This window comes from Streptomyces sp. NPDC008238, assembly GCF_042956445.1.
Classification (GTDB): domain Bacteria; phylum Actinomycetota; class Actinomycetes; order Streptomycetales; family Streptomycetaceae; genus Actinacidiphila.
The window spans coordinates 1-25,992 of record NZ_JBIBGK010000046.1; the positions used below are offsets into that span (position 1 = coordinate 1).

At 68.7% G+C, this 25,992-nt stretch carries 11 protein-coding genes and 3 pseudogenes; 8 read left to right on the plus strand and 6 right to left on the minus strand.

What is annotated here, in order from left to right:
• Positions 1–481: 481 nt before the first annotated feature.
• Positions 482–724 carry a GntR family transcriptional regulator gene (locus ACFZAU_RS40060; RefSeq protein WP_500556312.1) on the minus strand — a complete coding sequence of 81 codons (243 nt, stop codon included), beginning with the start codon at positions 722–724 and terminating at the stop codon, positions 482–484.
• A gap of 266 nt (positions 725–990) precedes the next feature.
• Here ACFZAU_RS40060 and ACFZAU_RS40065 point away from each other — a divergent pair, with 266 nt between their 5' ends.
• The 8 genes and pseudogenes from ACFZAU_RS40065 to ACFZAU_RS40100 all read left to right on the plus strand — a co-directional run bounded on the left by ACFZAU_RS40065 (position 991) and on the right by ACFZAU_RS40100 (position 18,053).
• On the plus strand, positions 991–1,140 hold the full coding sequence (locus tag ACFZAU_RS40065) for a hypothetical protein (RefSeq protein ID WP_500556313.1): 150 nt from the start codon (positions 991–993) through the stop codon (positions 1,138–1,140).
• Positions 1,137–1,442, plus strand: coding sequence for a hypothetical protein (locus ACFZAU_RS40070; RefSeq protein ID WP_500556314.1), 306 nt, complete (start codon positions 1,137–1,139; stop codon positions 1,440–1,442). The genes ACFZAU_RS40065 and ACFZAU_RS40070 overlap by 4 nt, the downstream gene beginning before the upstream one ends.
• Before the next feature lie 390 nt (positions 1,443–1,832).
• Entirely contained in the window at positions 1,833–8,231 is a 6,399-nt protein-coding gene (locus ACFZAU_RS40075) for a protein kinase domain-containing protein (protein WP_500556330.1), read from the plus strand.
• A 365-nt stretch (positions 8,232–8,596) separates the two neighbouring features.
• Positions 8,597–10,006, plus strand: a pseudogene (locus ACFZAU_RS40080) (helicase-related protein); the annotation flags it as partial.
• A 753-nt stretch (positions 10,007–10,759) separates the two neighbouring features.
• Positions 10,760–11,227: pseudogene (locus tag ACFZAU_RS40085) on the plus strand (DUF8741 domain-containing protein); the annotation flags it as partial.
• Positions 11,227–15,420 carry an Eco57I restriction-modification methylase domain-containing protein gene (locus ACFZAU_RS40090; protein ID WP_500556315.1) on the plus strand — a complete coding sequence of 1,398 codons (4,194 nt, stop codon included), beginning with the start codon at positions 11,227–11,229 and terminating at the stop codon, positions 15,418–15,420. The pseudogene ACFZAU_RS40085 and the gene ACFZAU_RS40090, both read left to right, overlap by 1 nt.
• Positions 15,417–16,268 (plus strand): hypothetical protein, encoded by an 852-nt coding sequence (locus ACFZAU_RS40095; protein ID WP_500556316.1) that lies wholly within the window; start codon positions 15,417–15,419, stop codon positions 16,266–16,268. The genes ACFZAU_RS40090 and ACFZAU_RS40095 overlap by 4 nt, the downstream gene beginning before the upstream one ends.
• Positions 16,269–16,406: 138 nt before the next feature.
• Positions 16,407–18,053, plus strand: coding sequence for a hypothetical protein (locus ACFZAU_RS40100; protein WP_500556317.1), 1,647 nt, complete (start codon positions 16,407–16,409; stop codon positions 18,051–18,053).
• A gap of 71 nt (positions 18,054–18,124) precedes the next feature.
• Here the strand turns inward: ACFZAU_RS40100 and ACFZAU_RS40105 are convergent.
• The 5 genes and pseudogenes from ACFZAU_RS40105 to ACFZAU_RS40125 form a co-directional block, all read right to left on the minus strand.
• Positions 18,125–18,286: pseudogene (locus ACFZAU_RS40105) on the minus strand (DUF397 domain-containing protein).
• A 537-nt stretch (positions 18,287–18,823) separates the two neighbouring features.
• Positions 18,824–19,528 (minus strand): hypothetical protein, encoded by a 705-nt coding sequence (locus ACFZAU_RS40110; protein WP_500556318.1) that lies wholly within the window; start codon positions 19,526–19,528, stop codon positions 18,824–18,826.
• Between the two features lie 314 nt (positions 19,529–19,842).
• Positions 19,843–20,955, minus strand: a complete 1,113-nt coding sequence (locus tag ACFZAU_RS40115; protein ID WP_500556319.1) for an AAA family ATPase — start codon at positions 20,953–20,955, stop codon at positions 19,843–19,845.
• Between the two features lie 5 nt (positions 20,956–20,960).
• A complete protein-coding gene (drmB, locus tag ACFZAU_RS40120) occupies positions 20,961–22,835 on the minus strand; it encodes a DrmB family protein (RefSeq protein ID WP_500556320.1) in 1,875 nt (624 codons plus the stop codon).
• Entirely contained in the window at positions 22,832–25,981 is a 3,150-nt protein-coding gene (locus ACFZAU_RS40125) for a helicase-related protein (RefSeq protein ID WP_500556321.1), read from the minus strand. The genes drmB and ACFZAU_RS40125 overlap by 4 nt, the downstream gene beginning before the upstream one ends.
• Positions 25,982–25,992: the final 11 nt, after the last annotated feature.

Below are 25,992 nucleotides of genomic sequence, written 5' to 3' on the forward strand. Positions count from 1 at the left end.
CACCCGCTGAATACGAAGCCCGCCACTACCTCACAACCACGAAACCCCAGGTCACACACAACGTCTGAGATCTCTATCGAACCCGGAACGGTTCAAGGTGTAGGGAGGACTGTAGGGACCGCTATAGGTACCTCTGTCAGCGCAGAAGGCACCCGCGGTCACTGACCAGGGAATCTCGCAGGGCCACGCACCACGCTTCAACTGCTCGCCGATCAGCACTGCCGACTCCCCGACAGCTCACGTCCTATAAGCCGCCCACGCCTGTACACCAGCTTGAGGCACGACAGGCAGTGGCCGGGGAAACGGGGAACAAGGAACTCACCGACCCAGCGATCGCGCTCACCGTCAGGGCCACAGGTCACGGACGGTGAGTGGCGTGGCTCCGCTGCAGTCAGGGCCGCCGATTCGCAGCCCTCGGAGACGAGCGCCCCGTCGCCGCGTTGCAATCAACGTTGGATCAAGTATCGACTCGCTGCGCTGGCTACTCGCCCGGCCCAGAGCTGTCAGCGACGAACGACCCTTGCCCCAAGACCGTACGCAGCCTGCCCTCAGTGCGCAGCGCAGCTACTGCCTTCTGCACCGTGGACGGCGCAACGTCCAGCTCAGCGGCCAGCGCGTTCACAGCGGGGAAGCGCTCCCCCGCTGGGTAGGTGCCAGCGTCGATACGGCGGCGCAGTTCGTCCCGCACCTGAGTCCATACGGGCACGCTCCGGTCAAGATCCATGGCACCAGCGTGCGCGAATACGCGAAAACAGGCGACCGCGTATACGCGAATACGCGTATGCTCGATAACGAAAACACCCCGACAGTCGGGCAAGGACTGCCGGGGCTGAGCCGATCGCTACTGAGGAGCGAACGACAATGCGAAGCCTAGTCGCCGCAGTCCTGAGCATCTTTCTGCCCGCCCGCGGAAAGCGTCGAGCCGAACCCGAGCCGGCACCCGCCGTCCATCCAGTTCCGCCGCCCACACCCCGGGCTCCCCGTACGACAATGGTGATCGACGCCGAGGCACTCCCGCTCGTACCCCGGTACCTCGAGGCGTTCGAGCAAGCACGCGAACGGCAGGCACAGCGCGAACGGCGAAGGTCTCTCGCGCTGGCGGCCATGGGGCAGGACTACGTGCCGGAGCGCGCGGCATGAATGAAGCCGTGACCGGGCTGCGCCTGTTGCCATGGGACGGTCCCAATGGGAAGCCTGCGTACACCCCCGACGACAATCCCGGGGGCATGATCGCGCGGCTCGCCGACCGCATGGAACGCGAACAACTCACCGCAGCGTCAGACCTGGTTGAGCTTGCCCGTCAGATGCTCACCCTTGCCGAGCCGCTGACCCCGGACCAGTCGCGCTTCGTCGTGGCACGTCTCTGCGACGCGCTGTCGAACACGCTGCGAGTCGCCGAGTCGCGCGGCATGCGTCTGCCGACCGGAGGCGCCGATGAATAGGCGCGAAGCACCGCTGATGACCCTGCGCGTGTCGCGCGACGGCGGGCAGACATGGGGGCGTCGCCTACGTTTCCACACCAGCGACGACCTCAAGCCCCTCCGATCCTCCGTGTGGCCACCGTGCGAGTGCCGCCGATGCATGCCAGGGTTGCACCGCACTTAGCTGGGCCTTCCGCACACAGAGGGCGGCTCATGCCGTCCTGCGGGGCAACGCCCGTAAGGCTCAGCCTCATCTGGCCGTTGGCAGGGCGTCAAGTAGACCGCAGGCTTCACCCCGACACGATTCGCACACCCTACGTCAGTGCGACCTGTTGACGCCGTCAACAGGTCGCACTCATACTTGCTGCCTAGGTAAAGGTGTACGCTCGCTGCGAAATATACCCACCTTCTATGAGGTCGGGTGAAACAGGGGGAAGATCAGTGGGACTGGAGACGGTCAACGGAAGATTCCGGATCGCAGGGATCCTGGGGCGCGGCAACATGGGCGAGGTGCACCGGGCCGAGGACCTGAAGGCCGCCCCGGACTCCGCGCACCGCCAGGTAGCCGTCAAGACCGTCTTGCGCAGCCGGACCGGGGTCGCGGTTGAAGCCTCGGGGTCCGGCAAGGAGATCGACCGCTTCCGCCGTGAAGTGCGGATCATGCGCATGCTCTCCCAGGGCCACCCGAACCTCACCCTGCTGGTCGATGGCGGCGTGGACGAGACACCGGGCGGCAGCGGGCTGCCTTACCTCGCGATGGAACTCCTGGACGGCCATCCGCTGGCGGACCTCATCGACGAGGAGCCTCAACTTCCGGTCTCCTGGGTCGCCACGATCGGGGCGCAGATGGCGGCCGGTCTCACCGCCGCGCACACCGCCGGGGTTGTCCACCGCGATCTGAAGCCCGCCAATGTGATGCTCACCCGCGACGGCACCGTCAAGATCCTCGACTTCGGCATGGGCTCGATCGTCGACGATCCCGACCAGACGCGCCTGACCAGCACCGGGGTCAGTGTCGGCACAGCGCGATACATGGCGCCCGAGCAGTTCCGCGCCGAGCAGGTCTCAGCCGCCGCCGATCTGTACGCGCTCGGCTGCATCCTGTACGAGCTGCTGATGGGACGCCCGCCATTCTCTGCCAGGACCCCCTTCGAACTCTCGGAACAGCACCAGCACGAACGGCCGCCGCAGTTGACTCTGGTGCGCCCGGACCTGCCCGCAGAGTTGATTCGACTGGTGGACCGCCTGCTGGAGAAGGATGCCGAGCTGCGCCCCGAGAACGCCGCGATGGTCCGTGAGGCACTGGTCCCACTCGCGCTTGCGCCGGACGACACGGCTGCCCTGCTGGCTCCTCACTGGCAGGCGATGAACCCGGTGGCCCGGCTGCGCGCCCTGCTGCCTGAGCCCGCACCCGCCGCGCCGGCACCGGTGCCGCGCAGGGAGCCGCGCCTGCCGGAAACGATGGACGTTTTCGGTATCCACACCGATCTGATCGGCGAGTACGAGAGCTTCACCAAAAGTGCGACAGTGATCCGGGACGCCCGGATCGCCGGTTTCGTCGAGGACGATCTGGCGGCGAAGTCGCAGTGGCCCGACCCATGGTTGTCGCTGAACCCGTTCTTCGCCGACGGCGGTCAGGTCACCGACCTCGTGCGCGACGGGTTGCTGCACCCACGGTGCGCGGAGATTTTCCAGGCCGGCAAGAAGGAGACCGCGCTCCGCCCTGACGGCCGCCCGCTGACCTTTCACCTTCACCAGCGGCAGGCGATCGAGGCAGCTCAGGCGGGCGACTCCTATGTTCTCACCACCGGCACCGGTTCCGGTAAGTCGCTGGCGTACATCGTCCCGATCGTCGACCGAGTACTGAAGGAGCGTCAGGCAGAAGGCCAGAAGGCTGGCGGCCGGGTGCGCGCGATCATCGTCTACCCGATGAACGCGCTGGCTAACTCGCAACTCGGGGAGTTGGAGAAGTACCTGCGCCACGGTTTCGGAAAGGGCCGCGAGCCGGTCACCTTCGCCCGCTACACCGGCCAGGAGTCCACCGAGGAGCGACAGGAGCTGCGCAAGAACCCCCCGGACATCCTGCTGACCAACTACGTGATGCTGGAGCTGATGCTGACCCGGCCGGACGACCGGGACAGCCTGATCCGCATGGCCGAGGGACTGCAGTTCCTCGTCTTCGACGAACTGCACACCTACCGGGGCCGGCAGGGCGCGGACGTCGCGTTCCTGATCCGCCGGGTCCGTGAGGCCTGTCGGGCCTCAGAAGCACTCCAGTGCATCGGCACCTCGGCGACCATGTCCACCGAGGGCTCCTGGGAGGACCAGCAGCGCGAGGTGGCCAAGGTCGCCGGCCGGCTGTTCGGTACGACGGTGCTGCCGAAGCGTGTCATCGGCGAGACCCTGGTCCGGGCGACCGGGGAGGCCCCGGCGACCGTGCCCGCCGAGCGGCTGCGGGTGCCGGCGGCGCCGCGCGCCTACGAGGCGCTGACGAAGGACTCGCTGGCTTGCTGGGTGGAGTCCCGGTTCGGTCTGGAGCACGAGGAGGGCACGGGACGGCTGCGCCGGTGTGCCCCGGGCACCGTCGAGGAGGCAGCGGCGGAGCTTGCGGCTGGCTCCGGCGTGGCCGAAGAGACGGTGCGCGAGGCGATCCGCACGACCCTGGAGGCGGGTGCGCAAGCCAAGCATCCCGTGACGGAGCGGCCGCTGTTCGCGTTCCGGCTGCACCAGTTCCTCTCCAAGGGCGACACTGTCTACACGACACTTCAGGATCCGCTCACCCGGCCGCTGACCCGCACTTACCAGCTGGAGCAGCCGGACAGTGACGGCAAGCCGCTTTTCCCGCTGGCGTTCTGCCGCGAGTGCGGACAGGAATACCTGACGGTCTGGCGCAGCGACGAGGGCGGCGCCTTCCGCTACGAGCCGCGCCGTGACACATCGGCTTCCGGGGGCCGTGAGGGCGAGGGTTACCTGTATCTGGGCATGCCCGGGCAGGACTACGAGTGGCCGGCCGATTCGCAGAAGGCCGTGGACGACCGGAGGCTGCCCGAGTCGTGGCTTGAGCCGGATGGGCAGGAGGTGACAGTCGTCAAGAAGTCCTACCGCCCACGGGTACCCAAGCGCGTCGTGGTGGACGCCCACGGCAACGAGTCGGGTGAGGGGCTGGTGGCGGCATTCGTCCCGGCACCGTTCCTGTTCTGTGTGCACTGCCAGGTCTCCTACGAGCAGACTCGCGGCCGGGACTTCGCCAAGCTGGCGACCCTTGACCAGGAGGGGCGCTCCTCGGCGACCTCGCTGATCTCCGCGTCGATCATGAAGTCCCTGCGCGCGGTGCCCGAGGAAAGCCTGGGCAAGGAGGCGCGCAAGCTGCTCACCTTCGTCGACAACCGGCAGGATGCGTCCCTGCAGGCAGGCCACTTCAACGACTTCGCGCAGGTGACGCAGTTGCGCGGCGCCCTCTACCAGGCCGCGCTGCAGACCGGTGAGGAAGGACTGCTGCACGACGACCTCGCCGAGGCCGTCACCGAGGTGATGGGCCTGGCACCCCGCGAGTACGCCGCTGGCACGGACCTTCCCCCGTCCATGGAGCGCCGGGCCACAAAGGCGTTCCGCGACGTCGTCGGGTACCGCCTCTACCGCGACCTGGAGCGCGGTTGGCGCATCACGATGCCGAACCTGGAGCAGACAGGACTGCTGAGAATCGACTACGCGGACCTGAACTGGATCGCCGACCGTCCCGAGCGCTGGCAGTCCGCACATGCCGCGCTGCGCGATGCCGACCCGGCACTGCGTGAGGAGATTGGCCGTACCCTCCTGGACTACATGCGGCGCGGCCTCGCCATCGACGTGCAGTACTTCCGCGACGACTTCGACACCCTGCAGCGCGCGAGCGAGGAGCGGCTGACCGGGCCGTGGGTGCTGAGCGAGAGCGACCGGCCGGCTGTCGGCATCGCCTACCCGTACGCTTCACGGCCGGGTATGGAGCGTTCGGCGCTGTTCCTGTCGGCCCGCGGCAAGTTCGGCAAGTACCTGCGGCGGAACATGCCCAAGCTGCGCGACGTGTCCTTGGACGACATCCAGTGCATCATCAAGGACCTGCTGGATGTGTTGAAGGGCGCGGACCTTGTGCGCGAGGTTGAGGCGATCCCGGAACGGTCCGGTCCGGTCTACCGCCGCGGCGCGTCGGAAAAGCGCACCGGCTACCGGGTGTCGGCGGCTTCGTTGATCTGGCGGGCCGGAAACGGTGAGCTCGGCGCGGTCGACCCGTTGGCGCGCACGTACAGCAGTGGTGAGGGGCCGCGCGTCAACCCGTTCTTCCGTGACCTGTACCGGACTGCGGCGTCCGAGCTGGCCGGCTTGTTCGCACGGGAGCACACCGCACAGGTCACGCCGGAGGACCGGCTGGAGCGGGAGCGGCAGTTCCGGAAGGCCGAGCTGCCCCTGCTGTACTGCTCGCCGACGATGGAGCTGGGCGTGGACATCTCCTCGCTCAACGCGGTGATGATGCGCAATGTGCCGCCGACCCCGGCGAACTACGCGCAGCGCTCCGGGCGGGCGGGCCGTTCCGGCCAACCCGCGCTGGTCACCACGTACTGTGCGACGGGCAACAGCCACGACCAGTACTACTTCCGGCGCTCGCAGGACATGGTGTCGGGGCAGGTGGCTCCGCCACGCCTGGACCTGGCCAACGAGGATTTGGTCCGCTCTCACCTGCAGGGCATCTGGCTGGCGGAGACCGGTATGAAGCTCGGCACCGCGATCCCGGACGTCGTCGATGTCGCCTACGATCCCGAAGGCGGCGACCGTCCAGATCCACAGATGCCGCTGCCGCTCCTTTCGAACATCAACAACAAGTCCTGGGACGAGGCCGCCCGCAGGCGCGCGGCAGCTGCCGCGCGCACCGTCCTCGCTCCGCTGATCGCGGACTTCGAGTCCACCACCTGGTGGTACGACGAGTGGATCGAGGACCGCATCGAGCGGGCTCCGCAGGAGTTCGATGCCTCTTTCGAGCGTTGGCGGCTGCTGTTCCGGGCAGCCGTCCTCGACCAGTACGAGCAGAACAAGCGCGTCGTCGACCACACCCTCTCCCCCGGTGAGCAGGTCCGGGCACGCAGCCGCCGCCGGGAGGCCGAGACACAGACCAACCTGCTGCTGAACCGCTCCTCCGACAGCAAGTCGGTGATGAGCGACTTCAACCCCTACCGCTACCTGGCCTCCGAGGGATTCCTGCCCGGCTACAGCTTCCCGCGCCTGCCCCTGGCCGCGTACATCCCGCGCTCCGGCAACCGCCGCAATGCCGACGGTGACTACCTGCAGCGACCCCGGTTCCTGGCGATCCGCGAGTTCGGCCCCGGCGCGCTCATCTACCACGAGGGCGCCCGCTACCAGGTCACCCGGATCCAGCTCCCGCCGGACGCCTCCGGTGACCTGGCGACGGCGGAGGCCCGGCGCTGCAGCGGCTGCGGCTACCACTACGACGTCAAGGTCGGTTCCGACATCTGCGGAATGTGCCAGGAACCGCTCCGGGAGAAGCACACCGGCCTGATCCACCTGCACACCGTGTACACCACGCCGCGTGAGCGGATCTCCTCCGACGAGGAGGAGCGCCGGCGGGCGGGCTTTCGCCTGCAGACCTCGTATGCGTTCCAGGACCATGGTGCCCGTAAGGGGCGTCTGAACTCGCATGTCGCCGATGCCGGCGGGGCGCCTGTGCTGGACCTGGACTACGGCGATTCGGCGACGGTCCGCATCACCAACCTCGGCCGTGTCCGTGACAAGCAGGGCGAGCAGGACGGCTACTGGCTGGATCTGGGCGACGGCCGATGGCTCAACGACCGGGCCGCCGCGGATGCCATCGAGGGCAGCGGAATGCCGGTGGTCGACGAGGACGGCAACGACAAGCGCCGCAAGAAGCGGGTCCTTCCCTATGTGGAGGACCGCCGCAACATCCTCGTGGTCACCTTGGACGAACCGCAGCCCGAACCGGTGGCCCTGTCGCTGCTGTACGCGCTGGAGCGTGGCATCGAGGCGGCGTTCGAGCTGGAGGACTCCGAGCTGACCGCGGAGCTGCTGCCTCCGGACGACGGGCCGCGCCGCCGCATGCTGTTCACCGAGGCAGCCGAAGGCGGCGCCGGTGTGCTGCGCCGCATCCAGCACGACAGGGGCGCCCTCGCCAAGGCCGCCCGGACGGCCCTGGAGATCTGCCACTTCAACCCGGAGACCGGCGAGGACCTGGGTGGGCCGACGGACGACGAGAAGTGCGCCCGCGGCTGCTACGCGTGCCTGCTGACCTACGCCAACCAGATGCACCACCGCCAGTTGAGCCGGCACACCGTGCGCCCGCTGCTGCTGCGGCTGGCCGACGCCCGCACCGAGCCGGAAGACCGCGGCGAATCGCGCAGCGAACAGTTCCGCAGGCTCGCCCAGGCCGCGCACCCTGCACCCGTCGCCACCGGTGACAACTCCGGGAGCACACCGGCATCCGCGCCGACCCCGCTGGAGGCGGATGTGGCGGCTCTCGTCGCCGCCGGTGACCTGCTCGGCTGGCTGAAGGCCAAGGGCTACCGGCTGCCGGACGAGGTCAACGCCTTGGTCCCGGGGGCGGGCGCTTGCCCCGACCTCGCGTTCCACCTGGACGGCGCCAACCTCGCCGTGTTCGTCGATGTCCCCGGCAGCACCGCCGACTCGACCCGCGACATCGAGGCAGGCTACCGCCTGGAGGACGCCGGCTGGGATGTCCTGCGCTTCCCGACGGATGGGGACTGGGACCTCATCGCGGACCACAACGCCGCCTACTTCCACACCCGTTGACCGCCCGCCCGCACCTCCCCGACCTCAAGGAACCGAGACACCTCATGAGCCTCACCTACACGGCCGGTTCGCTGGTCGCCGCCCGCGGCCGCGAATGGGTGGTGCTGCCCGAGAGTGCCCCCGACATGCTGGTGCTACGCCCGCTGGGCGGGAGCGAGGACGACATCGCAGCGGTCTTCCCCTCGTTCGAGGAGGTGCGTCCCGCTGAGTTCGCGGCGCCGAGCCCGAACGACCTGGGCGACCAGCGCGCCGCCAGCCTGCTGCGCACAGCGCTGCGCATCGGGTTCCGGTCGGGTGCAGGCCCGTTCCGCTCTCTGGCGTCGATCGCCGTGGAGCCCCGCGCCTACCAGCTGGTCCCCCTGCTGATGGCGCTGCGGCAGCGCACCGTACGGCTGCTGATCTCGGACGACGTCGGCATCGGCAAGACCGTTGAGGCGGGCCTGATCGCCAAGGAGCTGCTGGCACAGGGCGAGGCGAGGCGGCTGGCCGTGCTGTGCTCCCCGGCGCTGGCCGAGCAGTGGCAGGGCGAGCTGCGGGAGAAGTTCGGCATCGACGCCGAGCTCGTGCTGGCCTCCACGGTGTCGCGGCTGGAACGCGGTCTGGAGCTCGGCCAGTCCCTGTTCGACAAGCACCCGTTCACAATCATCTCGACGGACTTCATCAAGTCGACCCGTCACCGCGAGGACTTCGTACGGCACTGCCCCGACCTCGTGATCGTCGACGAGGCCCACTCCTGTGTGGCCGCCGACGACCCCGCGCAGGGTGCCGCCTCGTCCGCCTCCAACCAGCTCCGCTACGAGCTGCTGCGCAGGATCTCCGCCGACGCCGACCGTCATCTGCTGCTGCTGACCGCGACCCCGCACTCCGGCAAGGAGTCCGCGTTCCGCAACCTGCTCGGCTTGGTGCGGCCCGAGCTGGCGACGCTGAACCTGGAGACCCCGGCGGGGCGGGCGAAGCTCGCCGAGCACTTCGTGGCCCGCAAGCGCGCCGACGTCCGCGACTACCTCACCAAGGAGGACGGCCTCGCGGACGACTCGCTGGCCGAGCGGACCGCCTTCCCGTCCGACCGCTGGACGAAGGACGAGCCGTACAAGCTGACCCCCGCCTACCGGGCGCTGCTCGACGACGCCATCGCCTACGCCGCGGACCGCGTCGAGGCGGCCGGCGAGCAGGGCAAGCGGGAGGCCCGTATCGCCTGGTGGTCGGTGATCGCGCTGCTGCGCTCGATGGTCTCCTCACCGGCCGCGGCCGCACAGACCCTGAAGACCCGCTCGGAGTCGGCCACCGCCCGTACGGAGCACGAGGCGGACATCCTCGGCGCCCCGGTGGCCGCCGACTCCGCGGACAACGACCGGCTCGAGGGCATGGACGTCGCCCCGGGCGCCGCCGAGTCGGAGGACGCGGGCGCCCGGCTGCTCGAACTCGCCAATCGAGCAGCGCAGTTGGTCGGACCGACCGAAGACGCCAAGCTGAAGGCGCTCACCCAGCACTTGAAGGGCCTGATCGCCGAGGGCTACCACCCGATCGTCTTCTGCCGCTACATCCCCACCGCCGAGTACCTCGCCGAACAGCTCGACGGAAAGCTCGGCAGGAAAACGAAGATCGCCGCCGTGACCGGCACGCTCTCCCCGCAGCAGCGCCTGGAGCGCATCGAGCAGCTCGCCGCCGAAGCCGCGGAGGACGACGACCCGGCCGTGCGCCGCGTCCTGATCGCCACCGACTGCCTCTCCGAGGGCGTCAACCTCCAGCACCACTTCGACGCCGTCGTCCACTACGACCTGGCGTGGAACCCGACCCGTCACGACCAGCGCGAGGGCCGTGTCGACCGCTACGGCCAAAAGCGCGACCAGGTCCGTGTCATCACCATGTTCGGTGAGGACAACGGAATCGACGGCAAGGTCCTGAAGGTGCTGTTCGAGAAGCACCGCCAAATCAAGAAGGACCTGGGCATCTCCGTCTCCGTCCCCGACGAGACCGCCTCCAGCGTCACCGACGCCGTCGTGGAGTGGCTGCTGCTGCACGGACGGCAGGGCAGCCAGGAGAGCCTGTTCGAGATGGACGCGCACCAGGAGTCCTTCGACCGCATCGAGCGGGAGTGGAACTCGGCCGCCGAGCGGGAGAAGACCTCCCGTTCCAAGTACGCCCAGCGTGCCATCCACCCGGAGGAGGTGGCCCGCGAGGTCACCGCCGTACGGGCCGCGCTCGGCGGTGCCGAGGAGGTCCACGGCTTCGCCTTGGAAGCGCTGCGCGACCTCGAGGCCCTGGTCCGCGACCCACGCGACGGCAGCGGCGACTTCACCGCCCAGGTCGGCGGCACCCCGGCCGGTCTGCGCGACGCCCTCGCCGCGACCCTCGGCAACCGGCTGGTCGAAGAGGACCGCGAGATCCCGTTCCGCACCACCCCGGCGATCGCCCGGGGCGAGGCCGCTCTGGTCCGCACCGACCCGGCGATCGGGGCGATCGCCTCGTACGTCCTGGACTCGGCACTGGACGTGAACGCCCACGGCCCCCGCCCGGCCCGCCGCTGCGGTGTGGTCACCACAGACGCGGTCGCCACCCGCACCACGCTCCTTCTGGTCCGCTACCGCTTCCACCTCACCCTGCCGTCCCGCACCGGCGAGCGGCAGGTCGTCGCCGAGGACGCCCGTCTACTCGCGTACGAGGGCATGCCGACGCGCGCCCGCTGGCTGGACGACGAAGCGGCCGCCGCGCTCCTCGCGGCCCGCGCCAGTGCCAGCACCCACGAGCAGTCGGCCCGCAACGCCATCTCCCGTACCCTCGATGGTCTGCCGGAGCTGGCCGGGCACCTCACCGAGTACGGCACGAACCTGGCCGCCGACCTCGACGCCTCGCACCGCCGGGTCCGCAAGGCCAACGAGGAGATCGTCCGCGGCCTCAAGGTCGTCCCACAGGAACCCGCCGACGTGCTTGGTGTGTACGTCTACCTGCCGCCCGCCGCCCCCGCCGCCTCTACCGTGTCCGGAGCCGAAGCCTGATGCCCGCCGCCACCCGCACCGCCCTGGCCTTCACCGCCGTCACCACGGTCGGCGGCCTGCTCCCCGCCGACATGCTGCTGCGCATCGCCGAGGCGCGGAACCTGCCTGGCACCAAGCCCTCCGACTACAGCCTGCCCACCTCGGTGCCCGTGCGCGACGAGGCCGAGCGCGCCTGGGAGTACCTCAAGCCGCTCTGGCGCGACCTGCGTGCCGCCCTGCCCTCCGATCCAGCCACCGGCGCGCCTGCGGCCGACCCCACCGGCCGGGCCGGCACCGACTGGCTCGCCCAGCTCTTCCGCAAGCTGGACTTCGGCGCGCTGACGGAGGTCGGCGCGGCAGGCATCGCAGCCGATTCCGATCCGGAGAAGCGCTTCCCGGTCTCCCACCGCCACGGCCCGGCGCTCATCCACCAGATCCCCTGGAACCAGGAGCTCGACAAGCGCCCGGCCACCGGCCAGGTCCCGGCCCAGTCCATGCTCCAGGACTGCCTCAACCGCACCGAGGCCCACCTGTGGGCCGTCCTCACCAACGGCCGCCGCCTGCGGCTGCTGCGCGACTCCTCGTCTTTCGCCACCGCCGCCTACGTCGACTTCGACCTCGAAGCCATCTTCGACGGCGAGCTGTTCAGCGAGTTCGTCCTGCTGTACTGCGTCCTGCACGCGTCCCGGTTCACGGTTGCGGAAGGGGCGGCTGCTTCGGGGTGCTGGCTGGAGCAGTGGCGCACGGTCGCCATCGAATCCGGCAGCCGAGCACTCGACCACTTCCGCGACGGCGTCCAGGCAGCCCTCACCGTTCTTGGCACCGGGTTCCTCAGCCACCCGCACAACAACGAGCTCCGCGAGCGCCTGGACGTCCACGCTCTCCAGACGGCGCTGCTCCGGCTCGTCTACCGCATGATCTTCCTTTTTGTCGCCGAGGACCGCGGCGCCCTGCTGAACCCCGAGGCGGACGAACTGACGCGTGAGCGTTTCACCCGCTACTTCTCCACGGCCCGCCTCCGCCGCCACGCCCTGCGCCGCCTGGGCACCGCCCATGACGACCAGTACCGCGCCCTCGAACTGCTGATTGAAGCGCTGGGCTCCGAGAAGGGCCGCCCCGAGCTGGGCCTGAAGGGCCTCGGTGGCCTCTTCAACGACGGCGCCGACGACGAGCCTCTGCGCGGTGCGCGGCTGGCTAACCGCCACCTGTTCGAGGCGGTCAAGCATCTGGCGCGCGTGCGCGACGCCGGTTCCGCCCGCTGGCGCCCCGTCGACTACCTACACATGGGCGCCGAGGAACTCGGCTCCGTGTACGAGGCCCTGCTGGAGCTGGTTCCCAAGCACAGCGCCGCCGACCGCACGTTCGAACTGGTCGACCGTATCGGCAATGACCGTAAGAAGACGGGCAGTTACTACACACCGTCCGCGCTCACCGAGACCCTTCTCGACTCGACGCTGAACCCGGTGATAGACGACGCCTTCAAACGCGGCGAGCAGCGCGCGAGCGCTGAGAGCCGCCCCGACCTCGCCGACACGATCGTCGAGGAACTCCTCTCCCTCACGGTCTGCGACCCGGCATGCGGATCGGGGCACTTTCTCGTGGCAGCGGCCCGCCGCATCGCCAAGCGCATCGCCGCCGTCCGCGAGCGCAACCCCGAGCCCCCAGTCGAGGCCGTGCGCCACGCTCTCCACGAGGTCGTCGCGCGCTGCGTGTATGGCGTGGACCTCAACCCCCTGGCCGTCGAGCTGGCCAAGGTGTCCCTGTGGCTTGAGGCCATGGAGCCCGGTCGTCCCCTAGGGTTCCTCGACTCTCATATCAAGCACGGTAACGGCCTGATCGGGGCGACTCCCACCCTGATGCGCAACGGCATCCCGGACAAGGCGTTCAGGAAGGCCGAGGGCGACGACGAAGTCTGGGCGCGGTCGCTGCTCGCCCGCAACGCTTTGGAACGCGAGGGCCAAGGGGGCCTGTTCGAGGTGGAGACCGAGACAAAGGTCGCCAACGCCTCGTTCGCCCGCGGGCTACAACGGATCACCGCGGCCCCGGACGGCAGTCTCACCGACGTCCGTCGAAAGGAGGCTGCCTACCGCGACTGGTCGACCTCGGCCGACTACCGGCGCGCCTTGCATCTGGCGAACGCGTGGTGCGCGGCCTTCGTCTGGGTCAAGCACGAAGACGCCCCGCCGGCCATCACCCACAAGGTTTTCCGGGGCCTTGAAGACCCCGAGGGCGACGCGGCTCCGCAATCGACGCACGACGAAATAAAGCGCCTGTGCGATCAGTACGCCTTCTTCCACTGGCACTTGGAGTTCCCCGAGATCTTCACGGTTCCGGAACACGGCGAAGCATCGGCGGACGCCAGCGTGGTCGACCCGGCGACCGGGTGGGCCGGCGGGTTCTCGTGCGTGGTGGGCAACCCTCCTTGGGACAAGGTCGACTTCGAGGACAAGAAATACTTCAGCACGGTCGCCCCCGAGATCGCAGAGATCTCCGGCACCGCCCGCCGTACCCGCATTGCCCAATGGGAGCAGGAGAACCTGGAAGGTGGGCAGCGGTACCGAGAGGCGCGGCGAGCACAGAAGGGGACCTTCCACTTCGCGGCGGACTCGGAGGTGTTCCCGCTGTGCGCTAGGGGTCTGACGGTCAAGGGCGTCAACTCCCTGCAGACGGACACACTGTTCGCTGAGAGGATGGCGAACCTGGTATCCGCCGAGGGACGGTTCGGCCTGATCCTTCCGACGGCCATCGCGACGGGTGCGGGCTCCCAGCATCTGTTCGGGGACTTCACTCAGCGCGGCGCACTGGCGTCGTTGTACGACTTCGAGAACCGCCGCCCGAAGTCGCCCGCGCTGCCCAAGGGCGGCAAGTGGTTCGAAAGCGTGGACTCGCGCTATAAGTTCTGCTTGCTTTCCCTCACTGGCCGGGCCACACACGCTGACGCCAGCCGCATCGGCTTCTTCCTGTCCGACATAACGGACCTGGAAGACCCGAACCGGGTCTTCGCCCTGGACCCGGAGGACCTGGCCCGCATCAACCCGAACACCGGCACCCTCCCCGTGTTCCGTACGCAGCGCGACGCGGACATCACGGCTGGGGCCTACCGCCGCATCCCAGTGCTTTGGAATGAGGGCCGTAGGGACGGCAACCCGTGGGGAATGGCCTTCAAGAACCTGTTCAACGTCACCGACGACTCCGACCTCTTCCGCAACCGCGAGAGGCTCGAGGCCGAGGGGTGGGAACTCCGGGGCAACGTCTTCGAGCGGGGCGACGAACGAATGCTGCCGTTGTATGAAGCGAAAATGGTGGACTTCTTCAACCACCGTGCCGCCGATGTGGTCAAGAGCCTGACCGCGGTCAATCGCCAGAACCAGCCCAAGTACCTGACCGTCGAACAGCTACAGGATCCCACGCGCCTTGCTCTGCCACTGAACTGGATTCAGCAGGACGGGACGATCCCCACGCGACGCAACAACAAGGACGTTCACATCAAGGGGATCGAGTTGCGTCTCGCTGAGGAGAACTGGGACCACAACTGGCTCTGCGGCTGGTGCGACGTCACCGCGTCAACCAACGAGCGCACCGCCATTCCAGCCTTCCTCCCGCGAACGGCTGTCGGTCACACCTACCCCCTGATGCTGCCTCGTGTCGCACCCCCACTGGTCGCCGCCCTGATCGCAACTCAGTCTTCCCTGGTCTTTGACTTCATCAGCCGCCAGAAAATCAGCGACGCCCACATGAAGCTCTTCATCTGGAAGCAGCTCCCCGTCCCTGCCCCCACCATCCTGGAACCGCATCTCCCCTTCCTCATGCCCCGCATCCTGGAACTCGTCTACACGGCCTACGACATGTCCCCGTTGGCCCACGACCTGGGTGACGGGGGCGACCCATTCCAGTGGGACGAGGGCCGGCGCGCCCAGCTGCGAGCGGAGCTGGACGCGTACTTCTTCCACCTCTACGGGATCTCCCGCGAGGACACCGACTACATCTTGGAGTCCTTCCAGACGGAGTCGGGCGGCCTCAAGAACAACGAAATCGCCGCGCTGGGCGAGTACCGCACCAAGCGACTGGTCCTCACCGAGTACGACCGCATGGCCGCCGCCGGCCTGACCGAGAAGACCCCACTCAAGGGCGAGTCCGGCACCTACCGCTCCCCCCTCACCCCACCCCCCGGCCAGGGCCCCCGCCACTCTGACCGGCAGGAGGACGAAGCGTGACCTACGAGATATCTGAGGCGCAGATTGCCGCCTTCTGCGCGCAAAACTCGGCCGTTATCGAGGCGTACCTGGAATCCAAGGAGTGGCGGCGGAACCGTGAGGGTGGTCCGCGCAACATCTGGTACCGGAAGGAGGTTGCCTGGAATCTGTGTCCGTCCTGCGACGATCCTGAGGGTCCGATCAATGACGATCCGTACTGCCTCGAGCATGACGATGCCACATGGTCTCTCGCATGGCCTTGCGGGGCCGGGGCGGCAGCGCGTGATGTCTTGCACACACTGTGCCGCGCGGAAGGTCGCGGACCGGACGAGATTCTCCGTGCGTTGGCTCTCCGCGATCGGGACGAAGTCCGTGTGAAGTGCGGAAGTTCGCTATGGCAGGAGCTCCGGCACCCCGATCTCGGCATCGACTTGTTCCTAGCGCTCGACAAGGTGCTCGCGTTGGCCTCAGGAAATGGCAAGGCAGACCACGAGGAAGGCACGTATTCGTTCGGCGACCACCCGCATGCGGTCGAGTTGGTCTCCGAGAACGAGGTCTTGTTCAGCTTTCGCCACGCCGAGCCGCCGACGCGCGACAGCCGTCCCACTGCGAGCCGCCGAGCGGCACAGGACCTCTTCTCCGCCGCATATGCACTCGCTCATCCCTCGGACCGCCGTACTCATGTTGCGAGGAGGTACGCGACCGGCGAGTGGACCACTGTGGAAGTCATGGGGCCGGAAGATTTTCCCCCGCCAACTCCGCTTGAAGTCCAAGTCGGTTCACTCTTCCACCGATTCAACCTCATAGCCTGGACACTCGACCGGGCACTCACATCACAGCACTCCAACTGTTCCTCACGCACTGCGTAAGACGCAACGTAGGCCACGCCGGCTGCCGCCCGGCATCCGCTCCAGCGGACAGCACGTCCCACCAATCCGGGCGGATGAGCAGAGACCGTCAAAGGCCACCCGTCCCCACCTCAGAACCTCGCCGCCCGAGGAGCACTCATGGAACCACGCGGCTACCGCATGGTGGTCTCGACCGAGCTCAACTACGTCAAGGCCTGCGGCATCGCAGAGCGGCATCTGCTCGAATGGATCCGCGACAAAGGGTACGACCCGTCCGGGCTCGACGAGGGACGGACCGAGATCGCCTCTCACGCCACCCTAGACCGTGACTCGGAAGGCGGCCGCAAGGGCGCGTACAGCCGGTGGCGCATGCGCGAAACCCCCTCCGCGTCTTCGGGCACATGGCAGTCGACGCTGATCGTGCGCTCCGGCCTCGAGGGGGACGAGGCCCGCACGTGGGTACAGGTCGACATCGAGCACCAGCCGGCCCGCGAGGGCGACGTCCCCAAGCGCGCCAACACCCCGAACATCGTCCGTTCCCTCCTGGACTCGTTGGAGGCACGTGACGCACACGCAGATGTCGCTGCCGCGCCCGTCTTCATCGAGGCCGAGGACGTCGATGATGCCATCGAGGAGTTGTGCGACAGCAACCGGAGGATGCCCGTCGTCATCGCCACGGTGCCGTACGGGAAGGATCCCGACGACTGGTCGCAGACGGTCGTCGAACCACTCTTCCGCTATCTGCACGGACTGGCAGTGTTGTATGTCCTTACCCCGGAGGCACAAGCCAAGTTCAACGCTGCGCTGGAGTATCACCCCGTATTCGGAGGTGGCGTCCGCACCTACCTGCCGGGGCTCGACCCGGCTTGGAAGCCCGACGCACAACGGCACCCGGTGATGTCGCGCCGTACCATCGAGGCCGACCTCCGCCGCGCCGCCGCCACACTCGCGGCCCTCCCCCAGCGGCTGTCCTCCCGACAACCGCTGCCCGCCGCTCTGCTCGGCATTCCGCGCCAGCGCACACGCCCCCGCCCCATCTCGGACGGCACGGATGTCTCCAAGCTCCGCTCCGACAAGGCCGCGCTGACCGCCCTGCTGGACGAGGCAGAGCGGGCCGAAGCCCTTCGGGTCGACGAGATCAACGACCTGTACGCGGAGCTGGCAAAGGCGGAACAGGCCAGCGATGAACTGCGCGGCGAGAACGAAGAACTGTACGACAAGGTCCAGGAGTCCCATCGGCTCATACGCTTCCTACGCGAACAATTGCAGGAGGCAGGCCAGTTCACCTTCGCCCACACACCGGTCGTCGCTGCAGACATCAGCTACCCGACGACCTTCTCCGAACTATTGGACCGCCTGGACGAGCTGCCCGGCATCTCGTTCACAGGGAACCGCAAGATCACACGATCCCTCGACAGCCAGTCGGTGGACAACTGGCTGTACGTCGCCTGGGACGGTCTACTGGCCCTGGATTACTTCGCCCGGCTCTCCGTCGAGGGCGCAACCTCCGGTGATTTCCTGAGCTGGTGCAAGTCCGACGCCTCCAGCGCCTTTCCCTTCCCGGCGGCCAAGGTGGCCATGCGCGAGTCGGACACCGTCGCCCGCAACGCAAAACTGCGCGGTGAGCGCATGCTCCCGGTACCGGAAACGGTGGACGCCGACCGACGTGTCTTCATGCAGGCCCATCTGAAGATCGGCGGGGGGAACACCATCGCGCCCCGCCTGCACTTCTATGACGACTGCCCCCGCTCCGGGAAGGTCTACGTCGGCTACCTCGGTCCGCACCTGCGCAACACCCTCACCTGACGCCCCCACGCTCAAGAAGGCCTGCCGTCCGACGTTCCGTCAACGGATGCGGCGAGCGGCACACTGCATGCTCAGCACTCCGCGAACCACACGAACTGCCCCCGCCGTACTGCCGACGGCGAAGGAGGGTCGGGTCACTCCCTCGGAGTCCCGTACGTGGACGGCTTGTTCGGCGATGGCGACCTTCACGCAGTCTTCACCTCACCACCGCTGTAGCCGGACTTTCTCGTCAAGCCCCGCTCACTGGTTCGGAGCACGTGGGACGAGGCGAAGGGGGCGGCTCCCTGGCTCGGTGAGCGGTTGGGCCGAGAACGCCCCGGGTTCGCCAACCGTGACCGAACTGCGGTCATGGGCGCCCCGGGCGGACTGACGGAGCGTAGCGACCTCGTCGTCGCGGAACTGGTCGCCAACGACGTCTTCCAGGGACGTGCGCCAAACCGCAGTTTCCGGCTCATGCTCGTCCTCGACCCGGCCGCCGGCCGCCTCCCTATCGAGGTAGCGACGCCCGCAGGGACCTCCACCCGCGGCTTCTCCTGGCGAACACCGAACCGGACGCCATCCAGACCGGCGGCCACGGCCTGGCACCCGTCGCCATCCTCGCCGACCACCTGAACGCGTCCCCCGCCCGGTCAACGGCAAGTCCGCCCAGGGGCTGCTGACGACGCCGGTCGAAGTGTGAGCACGCGGCTTCACCCTCGCCCCGTCGTGGGCGTCGGTAGGACTGCCCACTCACCGCCGGTGTGGTGCAGAATCCGAGCCCAAAACCGACGTCACGGAGTCGAATCCCCCAACCTCGGACCGAAGGGCGCCTCGTCCCGGCGATCATCATCGGCCCAGCTCGACGGGGGTTGTCCGAGGAATGCACGTGCGGACCTGATCGTCGACCACCCGAGGGCGAGGTGGCCGCTGGTGCCGAGCGCGGCACCGACACCACGAGGCACCAGTTCGCTCAGCACCAAGATCCCTCGCTTGGTCCCATACTTGGTAACGAACTGCGGACCCAGCACCTTGTTGACCCGGTGGATCGCGCTCCTGGGGGTCGCATATACGATGCGCCGTGCCCAAGCGGGCCCAGCACGCTCGATGACCATATCCAAGCCACGCACCGCTTCACGGCCGAGGAGGGCCGTCGAGACCAGGAGCTCGCGTCGCTCGAAGTCCTCCGGATGCAGGCCATGAACCTCGGCCAGCGAGAGCAGATACAGCACTGACGCTTCCGTGAAGCCCTCGACATCAGTCAGAGCCGTCGGGGTCTTGGCGCCTGGCACGATCGCTGCCACGCCGGACACCCCTCCGGACATGGCGATGCGGCGAAGGTAGGAAAGATTCAATCGGCGGATCAGTTCCTGTGGTGTATCGCTGGGGTGTACTCGCCGCAGGCGCTCGAGGTTCTCCCTCGCCAACGCCTGCTGGGCGGCCAACCCCTTCTCGATGGCCCACTGGACCGGGCTCTTCGCGTCATCGGCCTTGCTCATTGGGATTCTGGACCTCTCAGATCGCGAGCGCCTCGTGGGCGTCGGTGCACGGTCAAGCCTGGAATGATTGCTGATGGTTTGGGTGGGGATGTCGATTCTGGAATGCGGCGCCGCCGCTATGTGCTAGTGCGGCGTGAGCGCAGACATGGGTGATCCCGGTGGTCAGGCAGGTCCAGATGTCGCCCCCCACTGCTCGACGGTCTCCGCCAGGGTGAGAGGTCCAGGCGGGTGAGTGAGGAGGCGGTGGCGGGCGGCGGAGATCGCGGGGCGGTCGGAAGTAACCAGGGCGCGGTTGACGGGATGATGGCGTGCCATCACTGCTTTCGCACCCGCCCGTGCAGCCCCTCCAGGTGCCGCGGCAGCCGGGTGCCCTGCCAGCCCAGCACCAGCCGCTGGCGGGCGCGGGTGATCATGACGTAGTAGGCCATGCGCAGGTCCGCCGCGGTGGGATCAGTGGCGGCGTCGGTCTCGGTGTCGGCGATGACGACAGTGTCGAAGTCGAGGCCCTTGGCGCTGGCGCGGTGGACGATGACGATGCCGGGGCGGGCAAGGTCGAGGTCGCGGTAGCGGCCGGCGGATGCACCCGAGCTGTAGAGCTGGGGCTCTTGGGCGAGTCCTGCCCGTTCCAGGTGCCGCATCAGGTCGCTGGCGGTGCGCAGGGAGTGGACGATGACGCCGATGCGGTGGTCGGGTTGCCGGGCCGCCATGGCAGCGACGTCCTCGGCAAGGTCCCGGTTCCCGGAGTAGTGGCGAATGATCGGCAAGGAGCCGCTGCGGGCGGGCATCTCGGGCCGGGGGCCGCCGGTGCGGAAGTGCTCGGCGAGGGAGGCGATCTCGCGGGTGTTGCGGTGGTTGCAGGCGATCTCGGCACGTCTGGTGGAGCGGCCGAGGGCCTCGGTGAGTTCGGTGAGGGTGGAGTTGGTCTCGGTGAGGCGCTGGCACTCGTCGGCGAAGACGGTGACGGAGGTGGCGGCGAGTCGGGCCAGCCGGTAGAAGCCCGGCGGCAGGTCCTGCCCTTCGTCGACGACGAGGTGGGGTGCGGCCGACAGATGCGCGCCGTACGTGGCGGCAGCACGGTGGAAGAGAGCCGTCCAGTCGAACCAGCCGTCCTCGCTGCGCGGGGCGTCGTGGCCGAAGCGGCGCTGGATCCAGCTGTGGACGGTGGCGGCTTCGACGGGCGCACCGGGGACTGCGAGCCCCTGGAGGGTGTCGCGCAGGAGCTGGCGCAGGAGGTTGGAGCGGGACAGCAGCAGGGTGGGTTGGCCGGTGAGGGCGAGGTGGACGGCGCGGTGCGCGGCGAGCAGGCTCTTGCCGCTGCCGGGTGGGCCGGTGACGACGTGATGGTCGGTCAGTGGCAAGGCGTCCAGGCAGTCGCGCTGGGCGGGAGTGAGGTCGGGGTGCAGAACGGGGGCGTTCGCAGTGGTCATCGGTGTCATCCCAGGGCGGTGGCTGCCGCGGATTCGCGGCTCGCGGTGAGGACGTCGGTGAAGTAGCCGGGGACGCGAGCAGAGCCGACGACCAGGGCGCGGTCGAGGAGGGTGTTGCCGGTCTGGCAGCTCGTCTCGGGCAGCAGAGTGCAGGCGTGGCAGGCGGCGCGGTTGAGGTTTCCGAAGCCCTGGCCGGTGTGCTCGGCACACAGCGGGTCGGCGGAGCACCAGGCGGCTGCTTCGAGCATCCGGATGAGTGTTTCGGCGAAGTGCGGTGCCTCGCCCTGGCGTACCAGGCCGCCGAGGGTGCCTTCCGCGTCGCCAGCGGCCGTGTAGATGAGTAGTCCGCGCTGATTGTGCTCGGGGCGGCCGTACACGCGCTCGCGCAGGCTGGCGGTGGTGTAGCCGGAGTCGAAGGAGAGCTGGCGGACCAGCAGGTGGGCGAGAGTGTGCAGGAGAATGAAGCGGGGGGAGAGTTCGCTGCCGGTGGTCTCGGCGAGTTGTTCGTCGCGGAAAGACGCGTCGAGGTCGGTGCGGATGCCGTGGACGTGGGTCTGGACGCGGTGGTCGTTCTCCCAGGCGCTAAGGCGCTGCTCGTCCAGGGTGAGGACGATGCCTTCGCCGTAGACCTCGGTGGCGGGCAGCCAGCGCAGGCGCCCGCTGGTGTCGGCGGGTACGAGGGTGCCTCCCGGTGAGTGGCGGCGAAACCCGGTCAGTGTCCGCACCTCGCGCAGACGGTCGGCGAGGACGATGCCGTCGATGTGCGCATCGAGGGTGGCCCAGGGCTGCTCCGTCTCGCCGTCGAGGCCGAGTCCGCTGCGGCGGATCGCGAACTCCTTCGTGGGTTCGGGGAGCTGTACGGCGTCGAAGGCGTACCACTCGTCGCGACTGAGGTCGATCTTTTGGGAGTCCGGCCGGTCGGCGGGCATCGGCGCGAGGGCGCCCGTGGCTTCTGCGATGAGCTGGTCGATGAGGCTGTCGGGGGCCTGGGTGTCGTCCTTGATCATGTCGCGGAAAGTGTCGGCGCGGGGCGTGCCGAGGGCGTCGAGCAGGATCGTCCAGTACGGGTGGCCGAGGACGGTCTCCGCCGCGTCCTGCTCCGCCCGCGGGGGTTCGGCGGACTGGGGGATGTCGAGGGCGGAGTAGACGACCGGGTAGTAGACGTTGCCGGCGGTGCGCTGCACGTTGTGGACCTGCTGGCCGCAGGAGGCGTTCTCGTTCCACCGCTGCCAGGGGTTGCGACTCGAGCAGCGTCCCCCCTGGGGGCCGAGGATGTCGAGCAGGTCGCGCTCGGCGCCGCACGGCTTGCCGCCTTCCCTGGTCGCTGAGCAGCGCACCGAGAGTGCTTCGAGTCCGGAGGCGCGGTCGGCGACGCGGAAGCTGAGACGGCCGGCCTTCCAGGCGTGCTTGGCCTCGGAGCAGGCGGCCCGCAATTCGGGCGTGAGGTGGGAGTGGGCCCAGTACCACCAGTCGACGTCGTCGAGGTGTCCGTCCGGGCAGATGCGGACGAACCGCATCGGGGTGAGGCGGGGTGCGGCGGCGCAGGACGTGCAGACGGGCGGCTCTCCGGGTTTCTCGTGCTCGCGCAGGAAGCGGACCATGCTGCGGCAAGCGCCGCAGAACAGCCAGCCGGGGAAGCGGACGTAGGGGACGCCGGGGCGGTCGGGCTGGTCGTAGCGGTCGTTGAGGGTATGAGGCGCGGCGAAGAATCCCTTGACGCCGAGGCGGGCGGCGAGCCGTTCGGAGGCGACGGGGGTCTTGGACTGCGGCCATTTCTCGATGCCGGCGGCAACGAAGGACTCACCCTGGACGTCGAGGACGGCGCCGACGCCGAACGGCAGCACGGTCTGCGCCTGGCGGACCCGGAGTTTGCGTGTCACTTTCCTGCTCCCGTCACGGTGATCTGGCACTCACGGTCGACGTTGCGCATGGAGTTGAGGGTCTCCCACAGGCCATAGCGCTGCTCGAAGCCCTTGAGCAGGTTGTGCTGGCCCTTGCCCTGGCTGCGGTAGTAAAGGTCCTTGCCCTCTGCCTTGGCCGTCTCTGCCTGGCGGTACCAGTCGTCCAAGAGGTAGCCGAGTTCCTGGCGGACGTCGGCGCGCACGGTATCGACGTCGGCTCCCGCGGCATCGTGCTCGGCGATCGCGGCGCGCTCGGCGAGGGCGTCGGCGATTCGCGTGGCGTCGTCCTTGTGGCGGACGATTCCTCCGGCCTGGTTCTCGGCGGCCAGGCCGAGCCGGTGGCGGACGAGGATGACGAGCGCGGCGTGCAGGGCGCGGCGGCGGGCGGGCGGGGACCAGGGGGTGACGCTGGCGGGTTCGACGTAGCGGTAAAGGGCGCGGTGGTAGTCGATGAAGGTCTCGTAGTGGGACCGGTCGCGCGGGCGGGTGGCGTTGAAGTAGGTGACGACGAGTCCGGGCACGTGGTGGCGGCCGACGCGGCTGGTGGCCTGGATGTACTCGGCGGTGGTCTTGGGCTGGCCCTGCATGAGCAGGTAGGCGAGCCGCTTCACGTCGACGCCGACGGAGAGCATGTTGGTGCACGGCAGGAAGGCGACCGACTGCGGGTCGTTCCAGGGCTTCTCAAGGCGGTCGAGGAGGATGGGCTGCTCGGCACGCTTAGGCACGTTGCTGGTCAGTTGCTGTACTTCGCCGCTGCCGAGTGAGCGCACGCCGGCACCCTGGTCGAGGCTTCGGAGCTGGGCGGGGATGTCGTCGCCGGCCGCGGTGACGGTGCGGCCGAGTTCCCGCAGGCTGTGGTGGTAGGCGACGAGGGTCCAGTAGTCGTCGCGGTGCTCCTCGGGGAGTTGATGGACGCCTTGGAGCATGGCCGCCGTAGTGGCGACGACGCCGCGGCCTGCGGTGTGGCCCTGTGCCATGACGCCCAGGTAGAGGCGGCCGGGGCGGCCGGTGTCGGGGACGGCGAAGAAGCTGTCGCGGGCGTCGAGTCCGGAGGGCGGGAAGAGCTGGACGTCCTGGTGGTGCAGGGCGCGGACCTGTTCCGCGGAGCGGCGGATAGTGGCCGTGGCGGCGACGATCTTGGGCGGACGGCCGTTGGGGCCGGTGCACAGCTCGAGAATGGCCGCCTCGTAAAGGCCGACGGTGGTGCCGAGTGGCCCGGTGAGCAGGTGCAACTCGTCCTGGATGATCAAAGACGGGGGCGGGTTGCCAGTACCGGCGCCGAAGAGGCGGCCGGAGTCCGGTTCCCAGGCGAGGCGGGCGAACTTGTCGACGGTGCCGAGGACGAAGGTGGGCGGATCCTTGTAGAGGTGCTGGTCGACGACGGCAACGGGCAGGACGTCGTGGAAGGCGCAGGCATCCCGGGTGCAGTGGAAGGCGAAAGCACCGGTGTCGGCGCGGACTCCGTAGTCGGAGCGGACGGTGGACCGGGTCGCCGGCAGGATGCGGGTGCCGCACCAGGGGCAGCGGTCCAGAATGAAGACGTCCTCGGGGTGGGTGGCCTCGCGCTGCTGGTCGAAGACATCTTTGGCTGCCTGGAAGTTGTTGGGAGTGGTGGTCTCGCCGACCCACAGGCCGATCGTGATCGGTCCACCGAGACCGAGTCCGGGTTCGCTACGGCGGATGCGTTCCAGGGCGCAGATCGTGGTGGCGGCACGCTGGAACTGCTGGGTGGTCAGCAGGCTCAGTGTGTAGCGGCTGAGTACGGCGGTCCCTTCGCCTTCGCCGCTGAGCCGCCGCAGGGCGATGGTGAAGGCGGCCAGGAGCAGGTACGCCTCGGTCTTGCCACCGCCGGTGGGGAACCAGATCAGATCGGTGGTCTCGCGGTCGCGGTGGCCCGGGTCGGCGACGCCGTCGAGCGCCAGGAGGAAGAAGGCAAGCTGGAAGGGCCGCCAGGTGGCCTTGAGGTCGACGGGTGGGTCGATGGCCATAGGGTCGGAGCGGTGGCGCCGCTGACCGGCCTGGTCGGGGGCGGAGTGCCGCATCTGCAGCAGCATGGCGCGTTGGGCAATACGGAAAGCATCGAGGAGTTCGGGGCGGTGGGGGTCGCACAGGGTGCGTACGCCTGCTTCGATTCGGCTGACCGCCTGGCGGATGCGGTCGAGGATCCGCTCTGCGGCCTCGCGTCCCCAGGGCGGCACCACGACGGACCGCTGGCCCACGTACCAGGCGTGGTACGAGGCGGCGAACTCGGCGAGCTCTTCGCGAAGTTGATCCCTGCTGATGGCTGGGTCGGCCAGATGGGAGATGGTGAGGGCGGGGGCGTCGAGCGGGCCGCCGGCCCGGATGGCGGGTACCTCGGCGCGCGGCAGGGCTTCGCAGGCGAGGAGTTCGACGGCGCCGCCCTCGCCGCGGTCCTCGCGGACGGCGCAGCCGTGGCCGACGGCGTGGGTGACAACGTGGCGGTACTGCAGCCGCAGTTCACGTTCCTCGGGGTCGCGGCTGGCGAGCCGGACGCTGGGGTAGGGCAGCACGGTGCCGTCGGCGGAACGGACGGTGAGTTCGCACTGGAACAGCATGTCGTCCCAGCTCGGCGCCTTGCCGTCGGCGCCGTCGTGGCGGGCGGTGTTGACTAGGGCCACCGTGATCAGGGTGCCGTCGCCGTAGGAGCGGCGGCGCAGCCGGATCTCAGCGCGGCCGTCGAGGACGGGCACGGTCTCCCGGTCGGGGCCGATGGTGTGCGTCTCGGGTGTGATGGGGATGCGGCGCCAGCGCCGCCCGCGCCCGGGTTGGTTTCTCTGTGTCTCGTAGCGGGCGGCAGTGCAGCTCACCTCGACATGTGCGGCATCGGTGTAGAAGCTGAGGCCGAGTGATGCGGGCAGCCAGCTATTGGTCTCGGGCACGGGGTCCGGGGCCGGGTCCACGTCGGGGGCGTCCTGTTCGGTCCCCGGTGCCTCGGGGTCGTCGGCCGCGAGGGCGAGTTGCCGCTGGAGGTCCGCCTGCTGCGGGTAGAGCGTGCCCATGAGGTACTGCCGGTCGGGCGGTGCGTCGAGGACCTCGTCGTCGCCGTCGGCGGGACCGACAAGCTGGCGGGTGAGGTAGTCGACCAGCTCCTGGCGCGGGTCCATGTGCGGGTTCC

Coding starts and splice junctions, on each gene's coding strand:
- ACFZAU_RS40060 (WP_500556312.1), bottom strand. CDS start 724: ATGGATCTTGACCGGAGCGTGCCCGTATGGACTCAGGTGCGGGACGAA.
- ACFZAU_RS40065 (WP_500556313.1), top strand. CDS start 991: ATGGTGATCGACGCCGAGGCACTCCCGCTCGTACCCCGGTACCTCGAG.
- ACFZAU_RS40070 (WP_500556314.1), top strand. CDS start 1,137: ATGAATGAAGCCGTGACCGGGCTGCGCCTGTTGCCATGGGACGGTCCC.
- ACFZAU_RS40075 (WP_500556330.1), top strand. CDS start 1,833: ATGAGGTCGGGTGAAACAGGGGGAAGATCAGTGGGACTGGAGACGGTC.
- ACFZAU_RS40090 (WP_500556315.1), top strand. CDS start 11,227: ATGCCCGCCGCCACCCGCACCGCCCTGGCCTTCACCGCCGTCACCACG.
- ACFZAU_RS40100 (WP_500556317.1), top strand. CDS start 16,407: ATGGAACCACGCGGCTACCGCATGGTGGTCTCGACCGAGCTCAACTAC.
- ACFZAU_RS40110 (WP_500556318.1), bottom strand. CDS start 19,528: ATGAGCAAGGCCGATGACGCGAAGAGCCCGGTCCAGTGGGCCATCGAG.
- ACFZAU_RS40115 (WP_500556319.1), bottom strand. CDS start 20,955: ATGACCACTGCGAACGCCCCCGTTCTGCACCCCGACCTCACTCCCGCC.
- ACFZAU_RS40125 (WP_500556321.1), bottom strand. CDS start 25,981: ATGGACCCGCGCCAGGAGCTGGTCGACTACCTCACCCGCCAGCTTGTC.